The 16046-nt window shown below is 56.9% G+C and carries 14 protein-coding genes, 1 tRNA gene and 5 pseudogenes; 7 read left to right on the top strand and 13 right to left on the bottom strand.

All coding sequences use genetic code 11. The annotated features are described in order from the left end of the window. Window positions 1–123: 123 nt before the first annotated feature. A complete protein-coding gene (locus PSAKL28_RS17105; RefSeq protein WP_038612765.1) occupies window positions 124–1503 on the bottom strand; it encodes a nucleobase:cation symporter-2 family protein in 1380 nt (459 codons plus the stop codon). A 146-nt stretch (window positions 1504–1649) separates the two neighbouring features. Further along, on the bottom strand, window positions 1650–2321 hold the full coding sequence (locus PSAKL28_RS17100) for a Bax inhibitor-1/YccA family protein (protein WP_038612764.1): 672 nt from the start codon (window positions 2319–2321) through the stop codon (window positions 1650–1652). A 121-nt stretch (window positions 2322–2442) separates the two neighbouring features. Between PSAKL28_RS17100 and PSAKL28_RS17095 the strand changes: the two genes are divergently transcribed. After that, window positions 2443–2530, top strand: a tRNA-Ser gene (locus tag PSAKL28_RS17095). A 123-nt stretch (window positions 2531–2653) separates the two neighbouring features. On the opposite strand, the gene PSAKL28_RS17090 is transcribed toward PSAKL28_RS17095, so the two are convergent. Together PSAKL28_RS17090 and PSAKL28_RS17085 are read right to left on the bottom strand one after the other, a co-directional pair. Then, a complete protein-coding gene (locus PSAKL28_RS17090; RefSeq protein WP_051939459.1) occupies window positions 2654–3601 on the bottom strand; it encodes a phage integrase in 948 nt (315 codons plus the stop codon). After that, a pseudogene (locus PSAKL28_RS17085) lies at window positions 3556–4411 on the bottom strand (IS5 family transposase). The gene PSAKL28_RS17090 and the pseudogene PSAKL28_RS17085 overlap by 46 nt, the downstream one beginning before the upstream one ends. A 236-nt stretch (window positions 4412–4647) precedes the next feature. Between PSAKL28_RS17085 and PSAKL28_RS28300 the strand changes: the two are divergent. The 4 genes and pseudogenes from PSAKL28_RS28300 to PSAKL28_RS17070 all read left to right on the top strand — a co-directional run. Continuing rightward, window positions 4648–4782, top strand: a pseudogene (locus PSAKL28_RS28300) (IS5/IS1182 family transposase); the annotation flags it as partial. 124 nt (window positions 4783–4906) lie between these two features. Continuing rightward, window positions 4907–5044: a glycoside hydrolase family protein gene (locus PSAKL28_RS28585; RefSeq protein ID WP_371261977.1), complete on the top strand. Its 138-nt coding sequence runs from the start codon at window positions 4907–4909 to the stop codon at window positions 5042–5044. Then, the gene (locus PSAKL28_RS17075) at window positions 5041–5538 is read left to right on the top strand and encodes a DUF2514 domain-containing protein (RefSeq protein WP_038612761.1); all 498 of its coding nucleotides are present in this window, start codon (window positions 5041–5043) and stop codon (window positions 5536–5538) included. The genes PSAKL28_RS28585 and PSAKL28_RS17075 overlap by 4 nt, the downstream gene beginning before the upstream one ends. Window positions 5539–5551: 13 nt before the next feature. Further along, window positions 5552–5761, top strand: a complete 210-nt coding sequence (locus PSAKL28_RS17070) for a hypothetical protein (protein ID WP_038612759.1) — start codon at window positions 5552–5554, stop codon at window positions 5759–5761. 28 nt (window positions 5762–5789) lie between these two features. On the opposite strand, the gene PSAKL28_RS28295 is transcribed toward PSAKL28_RS17070, so the two are convergent. After that, a complete protein-coding gene (locus PSAKL28_RS28295) occupies window positions 5790–6755 on the bottom strand; it encodes a fimbrial protein (protein WP_075226568.1) in 966 nt (321 codons plus the stop codon). Between the two features lie 479 nt (window positions 6756–7234). Here PSAKL28_RS28295 and PSAKL28_RS17065 point away from each other — a divergent pair, with 479 nt between their 5' ends. After that, window positions 7235–7531 (top strand): hypothetical protein, encoded by a 297-nt coding sequence (locus tag PSAKL28_RS17065; RefSeq protein ID WP_038616842.1) that lies wholly within the window; start codon window positions 7235–7237, stop codon window positions 7529–7531. Window positions 7532–7821: 290 nt separating this feature from the next. Here the strand turns inward: PSAKL28_RS17065 and PSAKL28_RS28730 are convergent. After that, window positions 7822–8145: pseudogene (locus tag PSAKL28_RS28730) on the bottom strand (DUF7079 family protein); the annotation flags it as partial. Window positions 8146–8378: 233 nt separating this feature from the next. Here PSAKL28_RS28730 and PSAKL28_RS27735 point away from each other — a divergent pair. Further along, the gene (locus PSAKL28_RS27735; RefSeq protein ID WP_157687048.1) at window positions 8379–8516 is read left to right on the top strand and encodes a hypothetical protein; all 138 of its coding nucleotides are present in this window, start codon (window positions 8379–8381) and stop codon (window positions 8514–8516) included. A gap of 65 nt (window positions 8517–8581) precedes the next feature. Here PSAKL28_RS27735 and PSAKL28_RS17055 read toward each other — a convergent pair. From PSAKL28_RS17055 to PSAKL28_RS17025, 7 genes and pseudogenes are all read right to left on the bottom strand, one after another. Next, window positions 8582–9240 (bottom strand): annotated as a pseudogene (locus tag PSAKL28_RS17055) (SOS response-associated peptidase). Between the two features lie 57 nt (window positions 9241–9297). Then, window positions 9298–9948: a fimbrial protein gene (locus tag PSAKL28_RS17050; RefSeq protein WP_038612757.1), complete on the bottom strand. Its 651-nt coding sequence runs from the start codon at window positions 9946–9948 to the stop codon at window positions 9298–9300. Between the two features lie 148 nt (window positions 9949–10096). Continuing rightward, window positions 10097–12661 carry a fimbria/pilus outer membrane usher protein gene (locus PSAKL28_RS17045; protein WP_257011816.1) on the bottom strand — a complete coding sequence of 855 codons (2565 nt, stop codon included), beginning with the start codon at window positions 12659–12661 and terminating at the stop codon, window positions 10097–10099. An 86-nt stretch (window positions 12662–12747) separates the two neighbouring features. Beyond that, window positions 12748–13491 carry a fimbrial biogenesis chaperone gene (locus tag PSAKL28_RS17040; RefSeq protein ID WP_038612755.1) on the bottom strand — a complete coding sequence of 248 codons (744 nt, stop codon included), beginning with the start codon at window positions 13489–13491 and terminating at the stop codon, window positions 12748–12750. A gap of 87 nt (window positions 13492–13578) precedes the next feature. Further along, entirely contained in the window at window positions 13579–14181 is a 603-nt protein-coding gene (locus PSAKL28_RS17035; protein WP_038612753.1) for a fimbrial protein, read from the bottom strand. 187 nt (window positions 14182–14368) lie between these two features. Beyond that, window positions 14369–14943, bottom strand: a pseudogene (locus tag PSAKL28_RS17030) (response regulator). Window positions 14944–15529: 586 nt separating this feature from the next. Next, window positions 15530–15835, bottom strand: a complete 306-nt coding sequence (locus PSAKL28_RS17025; protein WP_038612751.1) for a hypothetical protein — start codon at window positions 15833–15835, stop codon at window positions 15530–15532. Window positions 15836–16046: the final 211 nt, after the last annotated feature.

The following is a 16046-nucleotide window of genomic DNA, read 5'->3' as shown; positions in this document are numbered from 1 at the left end:
AACTGCGCCAATAATAAAGCAAAAAGCCCGCAGCAACATGCCACGGGCTTTTTCGAACCTTGCCGAGCTCCCTGTAGGAGCTGGCCTTGCCAGCGATTGGACCGCAAAGCGGTCCCCTCACACTCAAGCCTTCTCTTTATGCTCCGGCAAGAACCAGTTCAGCACCAGTGCACAAATCCCCCCGGTAGCCACACCCGACTCCAGCACATTACGCAGCGCCGATGGCATATGCGCAAGGAACTCCGGCACCTGTGCCACACCCAGGCCCAACGCCAGCGACACCGCAATAATCAGCAGCGCGCGGCGATCCAGGCTGATGCTGGCGAGAATATTGATCCCCGACGCGGCCACCGCCCCGAACATCACCATTGCCGCACCGCCGAGCACCGGCTCCGGTACCGCCTGGATCACCCCGGCAACACTCGGGAACAGGCCAAGGATTACCAGCATGGCGGCAATCCACACACCGATATGGCGGCTGGCGATACCGGTCAGCTGAATTACCCCATTGTTCTGCGCGAAAACCGAGCTTGGGAAGGTATTGAACACCCCGGCCAACAGCGAGTTGGCGCCGTTGACCAGTACACCGCCCTTGATCCGCTGCATCCACAGCGGACCCTCGACCGGCTGGCGCGAGACCTTGCTGGTGGCGGTGACGTCACCAATGGCCTCCAGCGAGGTGACCAGGTAGATCACCAGCATCGGAATGAACAGCGCCCAGGAGAAGCCCAGGCCGAAATGCAGCGGCATTGGCACCTGGAACAGCTCTGCCTGGTGCATGCCGGTGAAGTCCAGGCGGCCCAGGTAGCCGGCCAGCGCGTAGCCCACGGCCAGGGCAATGACAATGGCGCAACTGCGCATCCACACCACAGGGATACGGTTGAGCACCACGATAATGGCCAGCACCACGCCCGAGAGCAGCAGGTTCTCGCCATTGGCGAAGGTGCCGTTGCCCATGGCGGCAAAACCACCGCCCATGCTGATCAGGCCGACTTTGATCAAGGTCAGGCCGATCATCAACACCACAATACCGGTCACCAGCGGGGTGATCAGGCGCTTCACGAACGGCAGAATGCGCGAAATGCCCATTTCAACGAAGGAGCCGGCAATCACCACACCGAAAATCGCCGCCATCACCGCTTCAACGGGCGTACCTTGCTTGACCATCAACGCGCCACCGGCGATCAGCGGTCCGACGAAGTTGAAACTGGTGCCTTGGACAATCAGCAGCCCGGCGCCGAACGGCCCGAAGCGGCGGCACTGGACAAAGGTGGCGATCCCGGAGATCACCAGCGACATCGAAACGATCAGGTTGGTATCCCGAGGTGAAACCCCCAGCGCCTGGCAAATCAGCAGGCCCGGCGTCACGATCGGCACAATGATTGCCAGCAGATGCTGCAGTGCTGCCAGCATTGCAATCAGCGGCCGTGGCCGGTCTTCAAGGCCGAGGACCAGTTCATTGGCCTGCGCGGGTGCGCCGGGTCCTTGCTCGATTGAACTCATGGGAGTGCTGCCCCGGAAGAAAAAAGGAGCGCATTCTACGTGCAATTGCCGGCTAAGTGTAGGCGCGGGCTTGCCTCACGATGAAACCATTGCCCACAAAAAAAGCCCGCCGAAGCGGGCTTTCTCACAAGCTACCAACCACCTGATCAGTCATCGCGACCCATCAGGCCGAACAGCTGCAGCAGGCTAACGAACAGGTTGTAGATCGATACATACAGGCTGATGGTGGCCATGATGTAGTTACGCTCGCCACCGTGAATGATCGCGCTGGTCTGGAGCAGAATGCAGACCGACGAGAACAGCACGAAACCGGCGCTGATCGCCAACTGCAGGCCGCTGATCTGGAAGAACAGACTGGCCAGCACCGCGCCCATCAGGACGAAGAAGCCAGCGGTGATGAAGCCGCCGAGGAAACTCATGTCTTTGCGGGTGATCAGCACATAGGCCGACAGGCCACCGAACACCAGGGCGGTCATGGCGAAGGCCGAGCTGACCACCTCAGCGCCACCGGCCATACCCAGGTAACGGTTGAGGATAGGGCCGAGGATGAAGCCCATGAAGCCGGTGAGGGCGAAAGTAGACACCAGGCCCCAGGCCGAATCACGCAGCTTGTTGGTGAGGAAGAACAGACCATAGAAGCCGATCAGCACCACGAAGACGTTCGGGTAGCCGACACGCATTTGTTGCGCAACGAAAGCCATGAGGCCACTGAAGGCGAGGGTGATAGCCAGCAGCCCGTACGTATTGCGCAGGACCCGGCTGACCTCCTGCTGCTCGACCTGCTGGCCGTGATTGACGGCGTAATCCTGTTCGCGCATGGCGACACTCCTGTGGGTTTGTAACGTTCAGATGCAAAGATCATAACAGAGGACTGCAAACCAGCTACACAGAGAGTTTGACAGCTTGTTTCATTTCGGTATTATGGCGCCCGCAATACGAGGAAGCGTGGCCGAGTGGTTTAAGGCAACGGTCTTGAAAACCGTCGATGGGCAACTATCCTAGAGTTCGAATCTCTACGCTTCCGCCATATTAAAAGCCCTGATTATTCAGGGCTTTTTGCGTTTTTGGAGGGCGAAAAACTTGACGCTGAAAAGGCCAAGTGTTCCGCAACTTTTCCATGGTGTTCCGCAACTCCTTCGTAAAAGATGTTTCATCGGGTTGGTTTCACGATCTCCCCGACGCGGTGGTAAACGGTCTGCGTGATCCGCTTATCGGTGTGCCCTAGTAGCCTACTCGCGTGCGCCAGGTCTTCAATTTCGCTCTCTGCTTTGGGGCGGATATCGCGAAACATGCTGTCGGCCAGGACGATATCAAGGTCTTCCATCGCTTTGGCTGCCGCCTTGGATCTAGCATCATCAAAGCGAAGGCGTAGCATCGCTGGCGTCACGTTGCGGCCGTCCTCTGTCACTATTAGGTACGGGTTGCGAACCCCTCGCGCCTTGCGTTGACTCAGAAGGCGCTCAACCAGTATCCCCAGCTGGCTGGTCTCTGTTTCCGACTCAAGACGTATCCTCAGTTTTTTTGTCGTTTTGCCCTGGGCGAATTGCAGAAAACCATCAACCACGTCTGTCGCCCGGGTGGCCAGTACATCAGCTGGGCGTTGACCGGTCAGATAACCCAAGTCCATTGCATCGCGCAGCTCGGAAGTGGCGTGCTCGTACACCGCATCCCAGATCGCCGGTCCTGCATAGAAGTCCCGAGGAGTCTCCTTGTTCTTGCGGATACCGGTCGCTGGGTTTGGGCGGTCAGTAATGCCCCACTCCCTTGCCATGTTGAAAATGTGAGAGAGAAGGGCGATCTCTCGATTCGCCCTAACCTTACCTGTCCGTCGATCTCGATACTGGGCAAGTACTTGAGGTGTAATCAGCTCCATCGGGGCATCATCGAAGGCTTTGCGCAGCTGTTTGAGCTCGACCAGGTTGTCCTTCTGGGTGCGCGGCTTTTTGCCCGGAATGATATCCCTTTCATAGCGATCGAATAGCTGCCCCATCAGGCGCGTTATTTTTGGAATGGCCTTCCTATCGAGCTTCGCCCATTCCACTTTGGCGATGTCTAGGTTCTGTACGAAAAGAGATGTCGCAAACACCGCATGGAACAAGCCAGCGAGACCATGGCGGCATAGCTTTTCGCAAGCTTGTCGAAGCGTGTCACGATCCGGCGGTTCTCTTTCAGCCAGCCGACATGCGCTCGATGATGTTGCGCTGTCGGTATTTGGGCCGATCAAACAATCTGGGTAAGCCAGGCTTGGGTTTGCGCTTCATCGAGCGCAGCGGGATGACGGGTTGCATTCGATATTGGTCGCAGTAACGGCGTAGCGCTTCGGCGTCGTAGCCCCTGTCGGCAAGCAGCCATTTACAGCGTTTACGCGGGCGGCCACGTTGGCTCGATGGAATGCTGACCTCGCCCAGCAGTGGTTGGGCATAGCTGATGTCACTGGCTTGACCGCCAGAGAGGAGAAAGCGCAACGGTGTACCGTTGGCGTCGCAGAGCATGTGGATTTTGGTTGTCAGGCCACCACGACTGCGGCCTAGAGCGTGATCGGCAGGCTCGTCAGGCCCCCTTTTTTCCCGGCGCCAGAAGAGGCTCGGGTTGCGCGAACGGCGGTTGAGTCGATCATCCAGGTTTGCAAATCGATCAAGCCTTGCTCATTCAATCTCAGGTGTAAGCGTTTGAGCATCTGATCGAATGTCCCTTGGTTTCGCCAGCCGCGAAACCGCTGATACACCGTTGACCACGGGCCGAAGCGTTCAGGCATATCTCGCCACGCAGCACCTGAGCAGAGCACCCAGAGCACGCCATCAAGCATCAGCCGGTCGCTCAGGCGGGGGCGCCCCCGGCCATGGGTTTCGGTGAAGAGATCAGCAACCACAGCCCAGGCCTCGTCCGAGAGTTCGTAACGGTTTGCCATCACAGGATTCCTTTCCGTAGATGGCTGGAAACTCTACAAAATTTCAGCTTCCGAGGGACGCCGATTGGGTTTCTCGGGATTTCGTACAGAGCCTAGTCAGCGGTGCGCTCATGTTGAAATTAGAGGAGTACAGATGTGCTCCTTGTCTTGATTCGCAAGCTGCCCGCAGATCGCAAAAGCAAAGCAAAAGCAAAAGCAAAATCAAAAGCAAAAGCAAAAGCAAAAGCAAAAGCAAAAGAAATGGCGGATGGCTGAATGAGAACCGCCGGATCGTGACACGCTTCGACAAGCTCGCGAAAAGCTACGCCGCCATGGTCTCACTGGCTTGTTCCATGCGGTGTTTGCGACATATTTTTTCGTACAGAGCCTAGCAGGTGCGCCGGCGCCGTTGAGTCGACGCACACCAAGCACTCGGCGCACAACTCATTGCGTTGCTTTAGTCCGCCCACTCCAGCCTGATGAACGCTTCGATGTCCTGCGCGCGAGCTATCGCCATTGTTTCAGTCCAGTCTTCAGCCTCCTGAATCTGCTGCCGAGCAGTTTCCGCGCTGGAGCAAGGCGGGCGGTAAGGTGCTGCCCGGGCTGGTTTGTCGCCGGGAAGCTGAGCGTGTGCTGTTTCTGGAGGCGGCGTGAGCACCTGGGCACTGCGGTCGGTCGCTCTTCTGCTGGTGCTGGCGTCCTACTGGAGCGCCTACCAGCACGGGCGATCAGTGGAGCGCACCGACGCCGCGCTGAGTGCGTCACATCGAGACACCGGTGACCGGCTGGCCGAAGTGCTGGGCGAGCGGGGAGCACGGCAGGAAGAACAACGACGCGCCGAGGCGCAGGAGGAGGTGAGAGCCCATGCGAAACAGGAGCACCAGGTTGCTCATGCTGGCGCTGCTGGCACCGATGCTGCTGGCCAGCGGCTGCAACACGACGCAGCCAAGCTCGCCGCCACCGTCAGTTGCCCCGGCCCGGATACCGCTGCTATCGCCCGAGCCCAGGCAGCCGCCCGCGCCGCCATGGTGCTCTCCGACCTGCTCGCACGGGCTGATGCTCGAGCGGGAGAACTGGCGAAAGCGTATGACCGAGCCCGAATAGCCGGCCTGGCGTGCGAAGCGTCCTATACTGCTCTGGTCAAATAACCGGAGCAGCAGCGTGAAGAAGACCCTGACGGGAGTAATCGAGGCCGGCGAGCCGCTGATTCAGCAGGCCATCAATGCTCAGCGGCGCTATCACGCAGCCCAGGACACCGGCCAGCCGGCGAAGGAAGTCGAGCGCCTGCGAGTTGAGGCTGAGTCGCTGTATCAGGCTGTCACCGAGTACCAGCTACGATCGCTTGGAGGTCCTGCGCGCTCGCTGCATTGAGCGTCCTGCACGTCTGGTGAGCGAGGGTTCATAGATAGCTCATAACGAATGACACCTCGCTGTTGGCCGTTCCAGGTCTTACCCCTAAATCAAACTTGCCTCCGCTGCTTGCTGGAAGTGTTCGATAATATCGTGCGCTCAGTGGTATCCGGAAATTTCCGCCTGTAGAGGTGTAGTCGCTGAATACGTGATCTTTGTTTAATTCCAGAGGGGTTTGATTGCCGTCTAGTATTTGTAGGGCAATGCCTTTTGCAGTTGAGGTCTTGTTTAGCTCGATGATGCCCTGGCCTGCATCCCAGGCTGGGGTGGTCGGGTTTGGAGCTAAACTGTACATGACCTTATTTATTCCACTCGGGCAGTTGTTGAGTAAAATGTTGAATGCAGTTGCTTTTGAAGTGTCGCCGATGTCGGAAAAAACGCCAAGATCATACTGTCCCATTTCAACTTTTATATCCGGGGTTTCGCAGGATTGAGCTACAATGGATGCGGTTTTGGATATACGCATTGCCAGAGGTTGCAGCGTATCTATCTGGTAATATCCAATATCCCCTGCTGGGATGGTTAAGTTTCCCTTGAGAGGGGCTATCTTAAGTAGATGTAGTGTGTGGGTAGTGCCATTGAAGCCATATCCCCCAGGTTTCCTAGAGCTACCACCAAACCCTTTGACTGGGCCATTCTCCCTTATCCATTGCCAAGCTAGGCCGCTATTGCTGATAGGGAATATGTCTGAGGCGGGGAGGGCTGTTCCTAGGTTGTTCTTGATTCCCTGGACGAATGTGGTTGTGCAATTGTATGAGCTGTTTCCTTGGAATGTCACGGTGTTTGTTTGGTAGATGGTCGTGCCGTTTGGGATGTCCCTAGGGATTGAAAGTGTTGAAGGTATATCAACAATTATGGGGTTTTGTTGGTGGCCCTCATAATATTTGCACTCTGCCGAGGCGTCGAACCATACGCAAACTAAAGCCGTAAACAAGAAGGTCTTTTTGAGGCTCATTATTTGGATGACCTCTCAATAAATTCCCAGTTATAATCTGAGTTTTCAGACTTCAGTTTGTTGTAGTGGTGAGTAAAACTGGTGATTTCGGGTTCTAGATTCTGTGCAGGGGGCGAGCACCCAGAAAGTGCAGTAAAAACACTTGTAAGGAAAGTTAGCTTGTAACTGCTTGCTTGCTTCGCGTTAATTCCATTTTTTGATCTTCATGGTTCATTGCTGATTCATGCTGGCTGAAGGGAATATTTGAAGTTACCTTCTTCTCCATCCATTCGGAATCAGACGATTCTTATTGTCGCCACAGGCTCTAGGTCTTGGACCGCATTCCTCCCCAGGTTGGCGAGCAATCACCCAGCTACTAGTTCTCAAGGTGGGGATCTTTATGTTGGCGTCAGACAGGCCTCGATTCTGCCGCCGATCGGCAATTGCCAGGCTCCGGGCAAATCCATGCCATGCGGTATTTTTATACAGTAGTGGCTGGCATGCGTTTCCTCATCTTGCGCCGGCGGAAGCTGGGCGTTGCCATACCAACAGATCAGCTGCGGAGAATGCAGCCGCTGGCTGGCGACATCCAAATCAGCGAATGCCATGACGCGGGCCTTGGGCGCTCGACAATCAGCGCCTGGATCTTCGGATCAGGGCCAGGCCCTGACGTTTTCCCGCGGTTGCTCGACGTGAAGATCACCGGCATGGCCCAGGTCGGAATGAACCTGGCGGGGATCGAGGAAGTGGACGGTGCCTACTATGCGCAGTCGTGGTGGTGCAGGGTGGAGTCGTGAGGTCGGCAGGACGCCGGAACAGGGGTGAAAATCGGTTCCCAAACTCAAGTGGGGCACCCTTGTAGAATGCGGCTTCCAGGGGTGTTGAAACTCGGAAGCTCTGGAGCTGAAAGGCGGCTGAAAGCCGCAGCGGGCGGGCTTCTTTCTATCGGATTGCTAATCCGTCTACGCCGGTTCGATTCCGACCTCGGCCTCCATTATTGAAAGCCCCGCAGATTAACGTCTGCGGGGTTTTCTTTGTGCGCAGAAAAGCCTAGGTGTTCCGCAACTTTGGGCCGGTGTTCCGCAACCTAGCGTATTTCGGAGGGCTGACGATGAAAGTTGGATGGAAGCCGTGCCGCTACCAGAGCCCTGCACCGGCTGACTTCTTCCGCGACACCTCCAGATACCCTTGGACGTGTAGGCCCTTCATATTCATTGAGATGCGCCAGTAGCCATTCGTCCGTCCAACCTACCCATTCTCCCGCAACGCTCCGCAGGTTTGCCTCAAGAACTCGGAAGACCTCGCCCCATAGGATGGTTTGAATCTCCTCAGGTGAATATCCGCTCTCGATGATGGCCCGCGCCACGTGAGCAAAGTGGCTGTTGTCGATTTCGGTGTCCAGGAATAACTCCGAAAGGGCTTGTCATACTTTCAGGCGTCGTTGGCCAATCGTGCGCACGTTTTGTTCTCGCATGGGATGAATGTGGGAGCAGGGTATCTGAAGAGCGCTGTACATGGTTCTAAGCAAAAGTCCGCTTGTGGCCGGAGGTGATATTGGTGTTCGTCACAGATTTGGCTGATCTGCGGCTAGGCCCGAATAGCCGTTGGCCTATACTGCTCTGAACAAATAGCCGGAGCAGCAGGGTGAAGAAAACCCTGGCGGGAGTTATCGAGGCAGGCGAGCCACTGATTCGGCAGGCAATTGATACGCTGCGCCGCTATCATGCAGCCAAGGATTCCGGTCAGTCAGCAAAGGAAGTCGAACGCCTGCGGTTGGGCTGAGTCGATTACCAGGCCGTCACCGAGTGCCAGCTGCGTGCCTTGGGTGGTGATGGCGCGACACTCCACTAAACTGGCCTGATAAGTTCTATCCCTTGGTTGCGCACATTTCCAACTGCAGTGCCCACCCGAAACCATTCGAATACTTCCGCAGGCTCGCCCAGGTTTAGGACCATTTGCTCGGCCTGTTCTTTCGGTGTGGCCGGGTTCATCCATTCCCGTGCCATGTCCGGGGCCAAGACCACTGGCCGGCGGTCGTGCTGTCGGCGGTGATGATGACGAACCCATCATGCTCGTTCGGCTCTTCGCTGGGCTGTCCAGCGTTGGCGCTGAACTGGCCAATGCCGGCGCAAAGGGAAGGGCGACTATCCCGGCGCCTGATCAGATAGGGCTGCTTTCTCGGTCCACCCTCATCGACTCATTCGAACCAGTTGTCGATCGGCACGATATCCCGGTGCGGCCAGATCGCGCGGAAGAAAGGATCGTGGGCCACTTTCTCGACCCTGGCGTTGATGGGAGCAGTGCGGTCCTTGGCCCAGTGCGGCCAGCGCACCAGGTCCGCATACAGCATTCCATCCTCAAGCCGTAGCAGAGCGACTCTAGTGGTCGGGGCGACGTTGTACCTATCAAGCGGTTGGTCGCCGACGCTATTAGCAAGCGGGTAGCGCATGCTCAGGGCGTCGACGAAGTCGTGGATGCCATGGTGCTGGCTCAGTCTTCCGCACATAGATCATACTCCGCAATGAGTGCGGTCAGCGGTCCCTGATTGGTAAAACGATTTGGCTTATTCGTATTGAAGGACGAACGGCAAGCTTGCGTCGCCCCGACCGGCAATTGCTGTCTCCGAAGTTCCAGTAGTTACGTAAGCTGCGGAAAAATTTAGTATTGCGTCGCCCCCGTCAGGTCCGGCACTGAACATGTCGCTTTGGATCTTGGCCAGAGATTTCGAACTCAAATCAATTAGCGCGCCATTACTGTCAAGTAGGGCGATGCCGACATTGGAAGCAGTTCCGGTTCCCGTAGTTAGAGCTAGTACGTTCTTTCCAAAAATCAGACCCGATCCGCCGCCGGTTGCATCAAAGACCATGGACACCTTCGTGCCACTGTTACAATTCACGTTCAGGTTAAAATCTTTGCCTGTAACTCTACCAGATGAAGCGCTTTCGATAGAAGCCATGTCTTTGATGGAAACAGCACCCATGTCAACGGTAATTATCCCGTCAGCATTGATGTGCCCAACGGTGTGATCAACTTTTACGGGAATAACTGAGCGATGAATGTTGGTCTCGTCAACTGAGCATGCCTCATTGTTGATCACTCCAGAGAAGGTAATCATGCCATTGCCACCTTGTAAAGGCGTTGTTAGATTATCCGCGTAGGTACTGCTAGAAGCAGCAAGGACTGATAAAGTTAAAAACTTGAGAGAGCATTTCATATTTTATCCCCATTATTTATTGGTGTAAGGGTTTGCACGCATATTCGATTGCACTGTATGGCGTTGAAGTCCCCCTAGTGCTCGTGGTTTTCATTCGGTTCTTAATGACATCCTCTGGATCCGATCGGTAATAAGTTGAGTATTTACATCAGGGGCTACACGCCAAGCGTTGCCTTTCATAGTTCAATGCCTTGTCCCGTTCAGGCAAGTTGTATGGCGCGCTGCACTGGCGTTCGCCCCACTTGATTGTCAGGTTGCCCTGGTCTTGTTCCAATAGAACCAGCGCCTTGCCGTTGGGGTCAGAAATCGCCAGTTGTTTGCCGCTGGCATCTTCCAGTGAAGCGCCGAACGGGATCATCCCGCCTTGTTCGTCGAACAGCTCGAACTGTACCCGCCGCCCGCTCTTGCCGGTGTAGCGGGCCACCACCACGGCGCCACGGCGAGGCACCAGTTGCTGGGTTGCGTTGTCGATCTCAATGTCACCGCCCAGCTCGCGGGTGTCCAGGCTGATCCAGTTGACCCGGTAAGGTTGTGCGCTGGGGATCACCGCGTAGCCGTTGCGCCCGGTTTCGACGCCGCTGTAGCTGCTGATCTTGGCGCCTTTGACCCCCGGCACCTGGGCCAGGGCGAAGGTTTCGCTGACAGTCTGGCCCAGGTTGATGCCGCCTCCGTGGGCGACCACGGATCCGGCGACGTTGAGGTTCTGCGAGTCGTAGCCGCGGCCCTGGCTGTAGCCCAGGGTGATGTCGGCCACCGAGGTGCGGGTGCTGAGGTTGGCCGACGCGGAGTTGCCGCCGGAGCTGCTGTTGCCGCCCTGTACCGAATAGAACGTGTCGCTGGTCTCGGACAGGTAGCCGTTGACGCCGACCTGGGTGCTGTCGCCGCCTTTTTGCGTGCTGGTGGTGATGAATGCACGCGGCGCGCGGGCGCGGCTGCCCAGTGGGAAGGACACTGACAGGTTGAGCTGGGTATCGCTGCTTGAGCCGCCAAAACCATCGCCCAGGTCTTTGCTGCGGGTGACGCCGATGTTGTAGCTGGCTTCGCCCCAATTGTTGCTGTAGCCGGCCGAAAAGCTCTGCGAGCCGCCGCGGTTCCAGTAGCGCTGGTCGCTGGCGTTGACGTACAGGCTGCCCAGTTCGCGGTTGCGGCCCATGCTCTGGTTGATGGTCAGGTCGGTGCGGGTCTTGGAGTTGCCCGGGCGCCGTTCGAGGTCGCTGCTCAAGTCCTGGACGTGGTCGGTCAGGGTGCGGAAACCTTCGGTGGAGTAGCGGTACGCGGCCAGCGTGAAGTTGGTGTCGGTGCCGGTGAAGGTCTTGGCGTACAGGGCGCGCACACTATTACCCTGGGTGGTTTGCCCCTGTGCGCGGCTGCTCGAGTGGGTGATGTCAAATGACACGGCGCCCAGCGCAGTGTTCTTGCCGGCGCCCAGCGACAGCGCCTTGTAGTTGTCGCTGGCCTGTACACCGATGATGCCGGTGAGGTTGCTGCTGATGCCGTAGGCCAGGGTGCTGCTGAGAATGTTCGGCGTGGCCATGCCGTCGGTGTTGCTGTTGTATTGGCCGGCCGAGACGCTGTATTTCACCTGGCCTTCACGGACCATTATCGGCAGGCTGGAGAACGCCTGGGTGGTCACCCGGCGGCGACCGTCGGCTTCGATGATGGTGATCTGCAGGTCGCCGTTGGAGCCGGACGGGTAGATATCGCTGATCTCGAACGGCCCCGGTGGCACGCTGGCGGTATACAGGATGTAATTGTTCTGGCGGATCTCGACGGTGGCGTTGGTCTGCGCCACGCCACGGATGATCGGCGCGTAGCCGCGTTCGCTGTCGGCGCGCATGCCTTCGTCGGACGCCAGCTTGACGCCACGGTAGCGTACGCTGTCGAACAGGTCGGTGTCGCTGAAGATATCACCGGCGCTGAATTGGCCCTTGATCGCCGTTACGTCATGTTGCAGGTAGCTGCGGTTGCTCTTGAAGGTGCTCGGGCGGCCGGTGCTGCTGGTGAAGTTCGACTCGTTGCGAAAACGCCAGGCACCGAGGTTGATGCCGTTACGCAGGCCCAGGTTGTTGGCGATGCGGGTGTCGGCCTCGCCGGCGCTGCGGCTGCTGTTGAACTGGTAGTTGATAAACGCCGCAGGCACGCCGTCGTCCCACAACGCGGGGTCGACGTAACCGCGAATACCACGCTGCATCGCCACTTGCGGTACGCTGGCCGCCAACTGCAGGCGGGCGGCGTCATAGCGCAGGCTGGCCTGTTCGATCATGGCGGGCAGGTCGTAGCAGCTTTGCGGGGCGTTTGGGTCGAACTTGCCTTGGGCCTGCAGCTTGTTCATGTCGATGCCCAGCTGTTGCAGCAGTTCCAGGGTCAGGCAGGGCTCGACACGGCCGGTGGCCGGGTTGCGGTTGAAGTCGACGTCACGCCGGCCCACCAGCACTTCGTTGCTGTACAGGTCGACCCGGTAATTGCCCGGCAGTACGCTGTTGGCCGACAGCAACAGTTGCAGGTCAACCGACGACGGCGCGCCTTGCAAAAAGGTGGTGTTGAAGGCTTCCAGTTGTTGCGCATCGCTGGCGTGCTGTTCGGCCAGGGCCGGCAGCGCGGCAACTACCGCCAGCGACAGGGCGCTCAACTTCAACAGGCTGGCCGTTACAGAGTGGGCGCGCAGGCGTTGGCCGGCGCAATGAGTTGGCCTGTTACCGGAAGAAAAAGACATGCAAAGGAACCTGTATCATCGTCAATGACGACTGGGCGCGGCGAGGGGCGCAATCACGCGCAGGATTAAAGCCTCGGCCTCAATCGTTATTGTTTCGTCGGCGCTTCGGCAGCAGTACTTGCGTGGCCGCTGGACAGTGTCGCGGTGTACTGACTTTGCGCACCGTAGTCATTGATGCTGTAGAACATCAGGCGCACGTTGTTGTCGGCGCTTAGCGTTTTAACCGGGAACGTTTTTACTTCACCGGGCGCCACCATGGTCGAATCCACGGCCAGCTCGCTGTGTTTGCCCGCCTCAAGTTTTATATCCGCCATCGACACGTGATACAGGCTCGGATTATTGACCTGCAACAGGGGCTTGCCGCTTTGGCGAAGCAGTTGCCATTGCAGTTCGGTCGGCGCCAGCAGGGCATTGCCTGGCAAGCCGGCGGGGCGGAAGAAAATCTTGATGCGCTGGCGCACAGCCAACTGCAAGGTGTTGGCCGCCGCCGCAGCCTGAGGGATTTCCTGTACGTTGAGCCAGACCACCGACTCTTTGTCGGCGGGCATGCCCGTGCCTTCGTACAGCACCCGCAGTAATTGCTGTTCACGGGCGAACACCCGTGCCAGTGGCGGGGTGACGGCAAAGGGCACGCTGCGCTGGGTATCGTTGTTGTCGACCCAGGATTGAATCAGCACATCCTGGTTGCCATTGCGCACGGTGACGTTGGCTTCCTTGTGGTTGCCATCAAAGACAATACGCGTGGCACTCAATGAAATACTGGCCATGGCCTGGCCGGCCATGAGCATGCCGAGCAACCCTAGGCATGCGGGAAAAGAACGACGCAACATGGTGTGTACCGTTTGATTCAGGGCTTTTGATTCAGCGTCAATGGCGAGGCCGGGCGGCCTCGCACATAGCAGTTCAGGCGCTACGCGTTATTCGTATTGCAGAATGAACGGCAGGGTGGCGTCACCGCGACCGGCGGTGGCGGTGCCCGCAGCGCCAGTGGTGACGTAGGCGGCGGAGAAGTTGAGGATCGCGTCACCACCGACAGCGCCGGTACCGTGCATGCCGCTCTGGATCTTGGCGGTGGTTTTCGAGCTCAGGTCGATCAGCGCGCCGTTGCTGTCGAGCAGGGCGATACCGACGTTGGCCGCAGTGCCGGTGCCTTTGGTCAGGGCCAGGACTTTCTTGCCGGTGACCAGGCCCGAACCGCCGCTGGCAGCGTCAAAGATCATCGAGACTTTGGTGCCCAGGTTGCAGTTGACATTGAGGTTGAAGTCTTTACCGGTTACACGGCCCGAGGATGGGCTTTCGGCGGTGCCCATGTCCTTGATCGACACAGTGCCCATATCGACGGAAATCACTCGGTCGGCGTTGGCGCCGTCAACCGAGCAGGCGTCGTTGTTGATCACGCCGGTGAAGGTGATCTTGCCGCTGCCACCTTGAACAGGAACAGGCGTCGGGTCTGCAGCCAGGGCAGCCCCTGAAGCTGCAAGTACGGACAGGGTGATAAGGGCCAGTGAGAACTTCTTCATAGTGATGTCCATTTGTATTGGTTGAAAAGTGCTGCATGAAAATGCCAATACAGGTTAGGGGGAAGGATTTGCCCTGGACATCAGACGATTCTTATAGTGGCTGATGGGCGTTGGTGGTCTGCATTAGTCGCGGCTTACTGATGGTTCAGATAGAAATGTCGACCCTAAGGCGGTATACGAATAATTCTTAGTCACTGTGGAAGTCAAGCTTACGCATTATCGAGCTTTTTGGGTGCTAATGGTCTTGGCGCTGCGGTTTCGACTGCTAGCGACGTCCTTGACTCTATTTCCAAGCATGAGCACACGTGATACTTCAAGCTCTTTGGGTGACAAGTCCTCTAAAACTGGTTGTTTAATTGGGTCTGAGGCTATATAAGGTGCTTTTTTCACAACCGCTTCAAGCGCATTTAAGATCTCTGTCTGTAGTTGGCTTTTTCGAATCACGCCGACTACGCCCACTCTATGCAAGTTTTCGATAATTAAGCGGTGCGATAGGATTGTTAAGACTAATATTTGCAACTGTGGGAAATGTCTCCTGATATAGTCGATGAGTTTTAGTCCATCTCCGTGCGGCGAGTCGGTTGGCATGTGATAATCGGTGATGAGTAAGTCGACCTGTTTCTGATTGAGTAGTGCTATCAATTCCGCCGAGCCTAGGGCTTCACCGACCACTAGAAATCGTTCGTCGTGTTTGATGAGTTCGCGCAAACCGAGGAGGACAACGGGATGATCGTCAGCAATAATTATTTTGATTTTTTGCATAAATAGTCCTGATAGCTGTGTTGCCTCAATGTACCAGGAGGCATTGGGGTGATGCGTGCCTCGTCGATTCGGGCGCCTCTCGTTGATTTCGTAGAGAAAATTAGATTAACTGGTAGTTCCGTTAGGTGCGTTCTATAAGTAGGTAATTATGAACGTTAGACTCGAGTTGGCCGTGCCGGGAGTCAGGTGTTGATCAGGGGTTCTGTAGTAGGCGGCTTTAAGGGGGGATCATCGTTACCTATATTTTCGATGCTGTTTGTAAACACCTGTGTCATTCCCGAATTTCTGTCGAATCCCAAGGGCGTTTGGTTGCCATCCACTATTTGTAACGCAATGCCGCTTGCTTGCCCTGCGTTAATTCCGAAATATTTTGACTCATGGCAATCCATACGGCTGGAATGAGGAGGTGAGGTTACCTACCTCCAGTGTGAGCTAGAATCAGACGATTCTCATCTTTGCCCCAATATGCCTTCAGCCTACTAGGCTTCGAAAATCGAGCGCTTGCGCCTGAAGACTAAGTTGCTTACCAGACTGTTACTGAGTATCAGTTGCGGTCGCTCGGCGGGCCTGCACGCTGCACTACGGGCTAACCCTTCGGCGGCATTGCGCCCCAGGTGGCAGGGCAGCCCCCAATATTTCGATTGGTCAGTTCGGTGTTTTCTACCAGGGCATCGGACAACTCCCAGGTCATGCGCTCGATCCTGGCGTTGAGCTTGGCGATCTCGGCGGCCTGGGCCTGATGGATGGTTACCAGCTTCTCGATGTTCTCCTTGGCCCGGTCGAGCTCATGCCGCAACTGCTCACACTCTGCTTCGACCAGGCGCGCATGCTGGCGCAACATTTCAACAGGCGTGGGCAGGCCCAGCGCGAAGCTGTCGTCTTCGATGATCATGGTGTCACCTGCAAATACTGTTTGGGTATACAGTAATCGAGGTAGGGTAATTCTGACCACCTCAGGGTGACGAACTGTAGGGGGGAGGGGGATTGTGTTCGGTCGGCAGGACGCCGGAGGAAGGGTGAAAATCAGTTCCAAAACTCAAGGCACGTACCGTGGCAGAATGCGGCCTGTAGCCGGGCGGTAACTTGAAAGTTTTGGAACTGAA

Origin of the sequence: Pseudomonas alkylphenolica, assembly GCF_000746525.1 — a bacterium.
In the GTDB taxonomy this organism is placed as follows: Bacteria; Pseudomonadota; Gammaproteobacteria; order Pseudomonadales; family Pseudomonadaceae; genus Aquipseudomonas; species Aquipseudomonas alkylphenolica.
The sequence above is the reverse complement of the archived record's forward strand: the minus strand, read 5'-3'. Positions and strand labels throughout refer to the sequence as shown.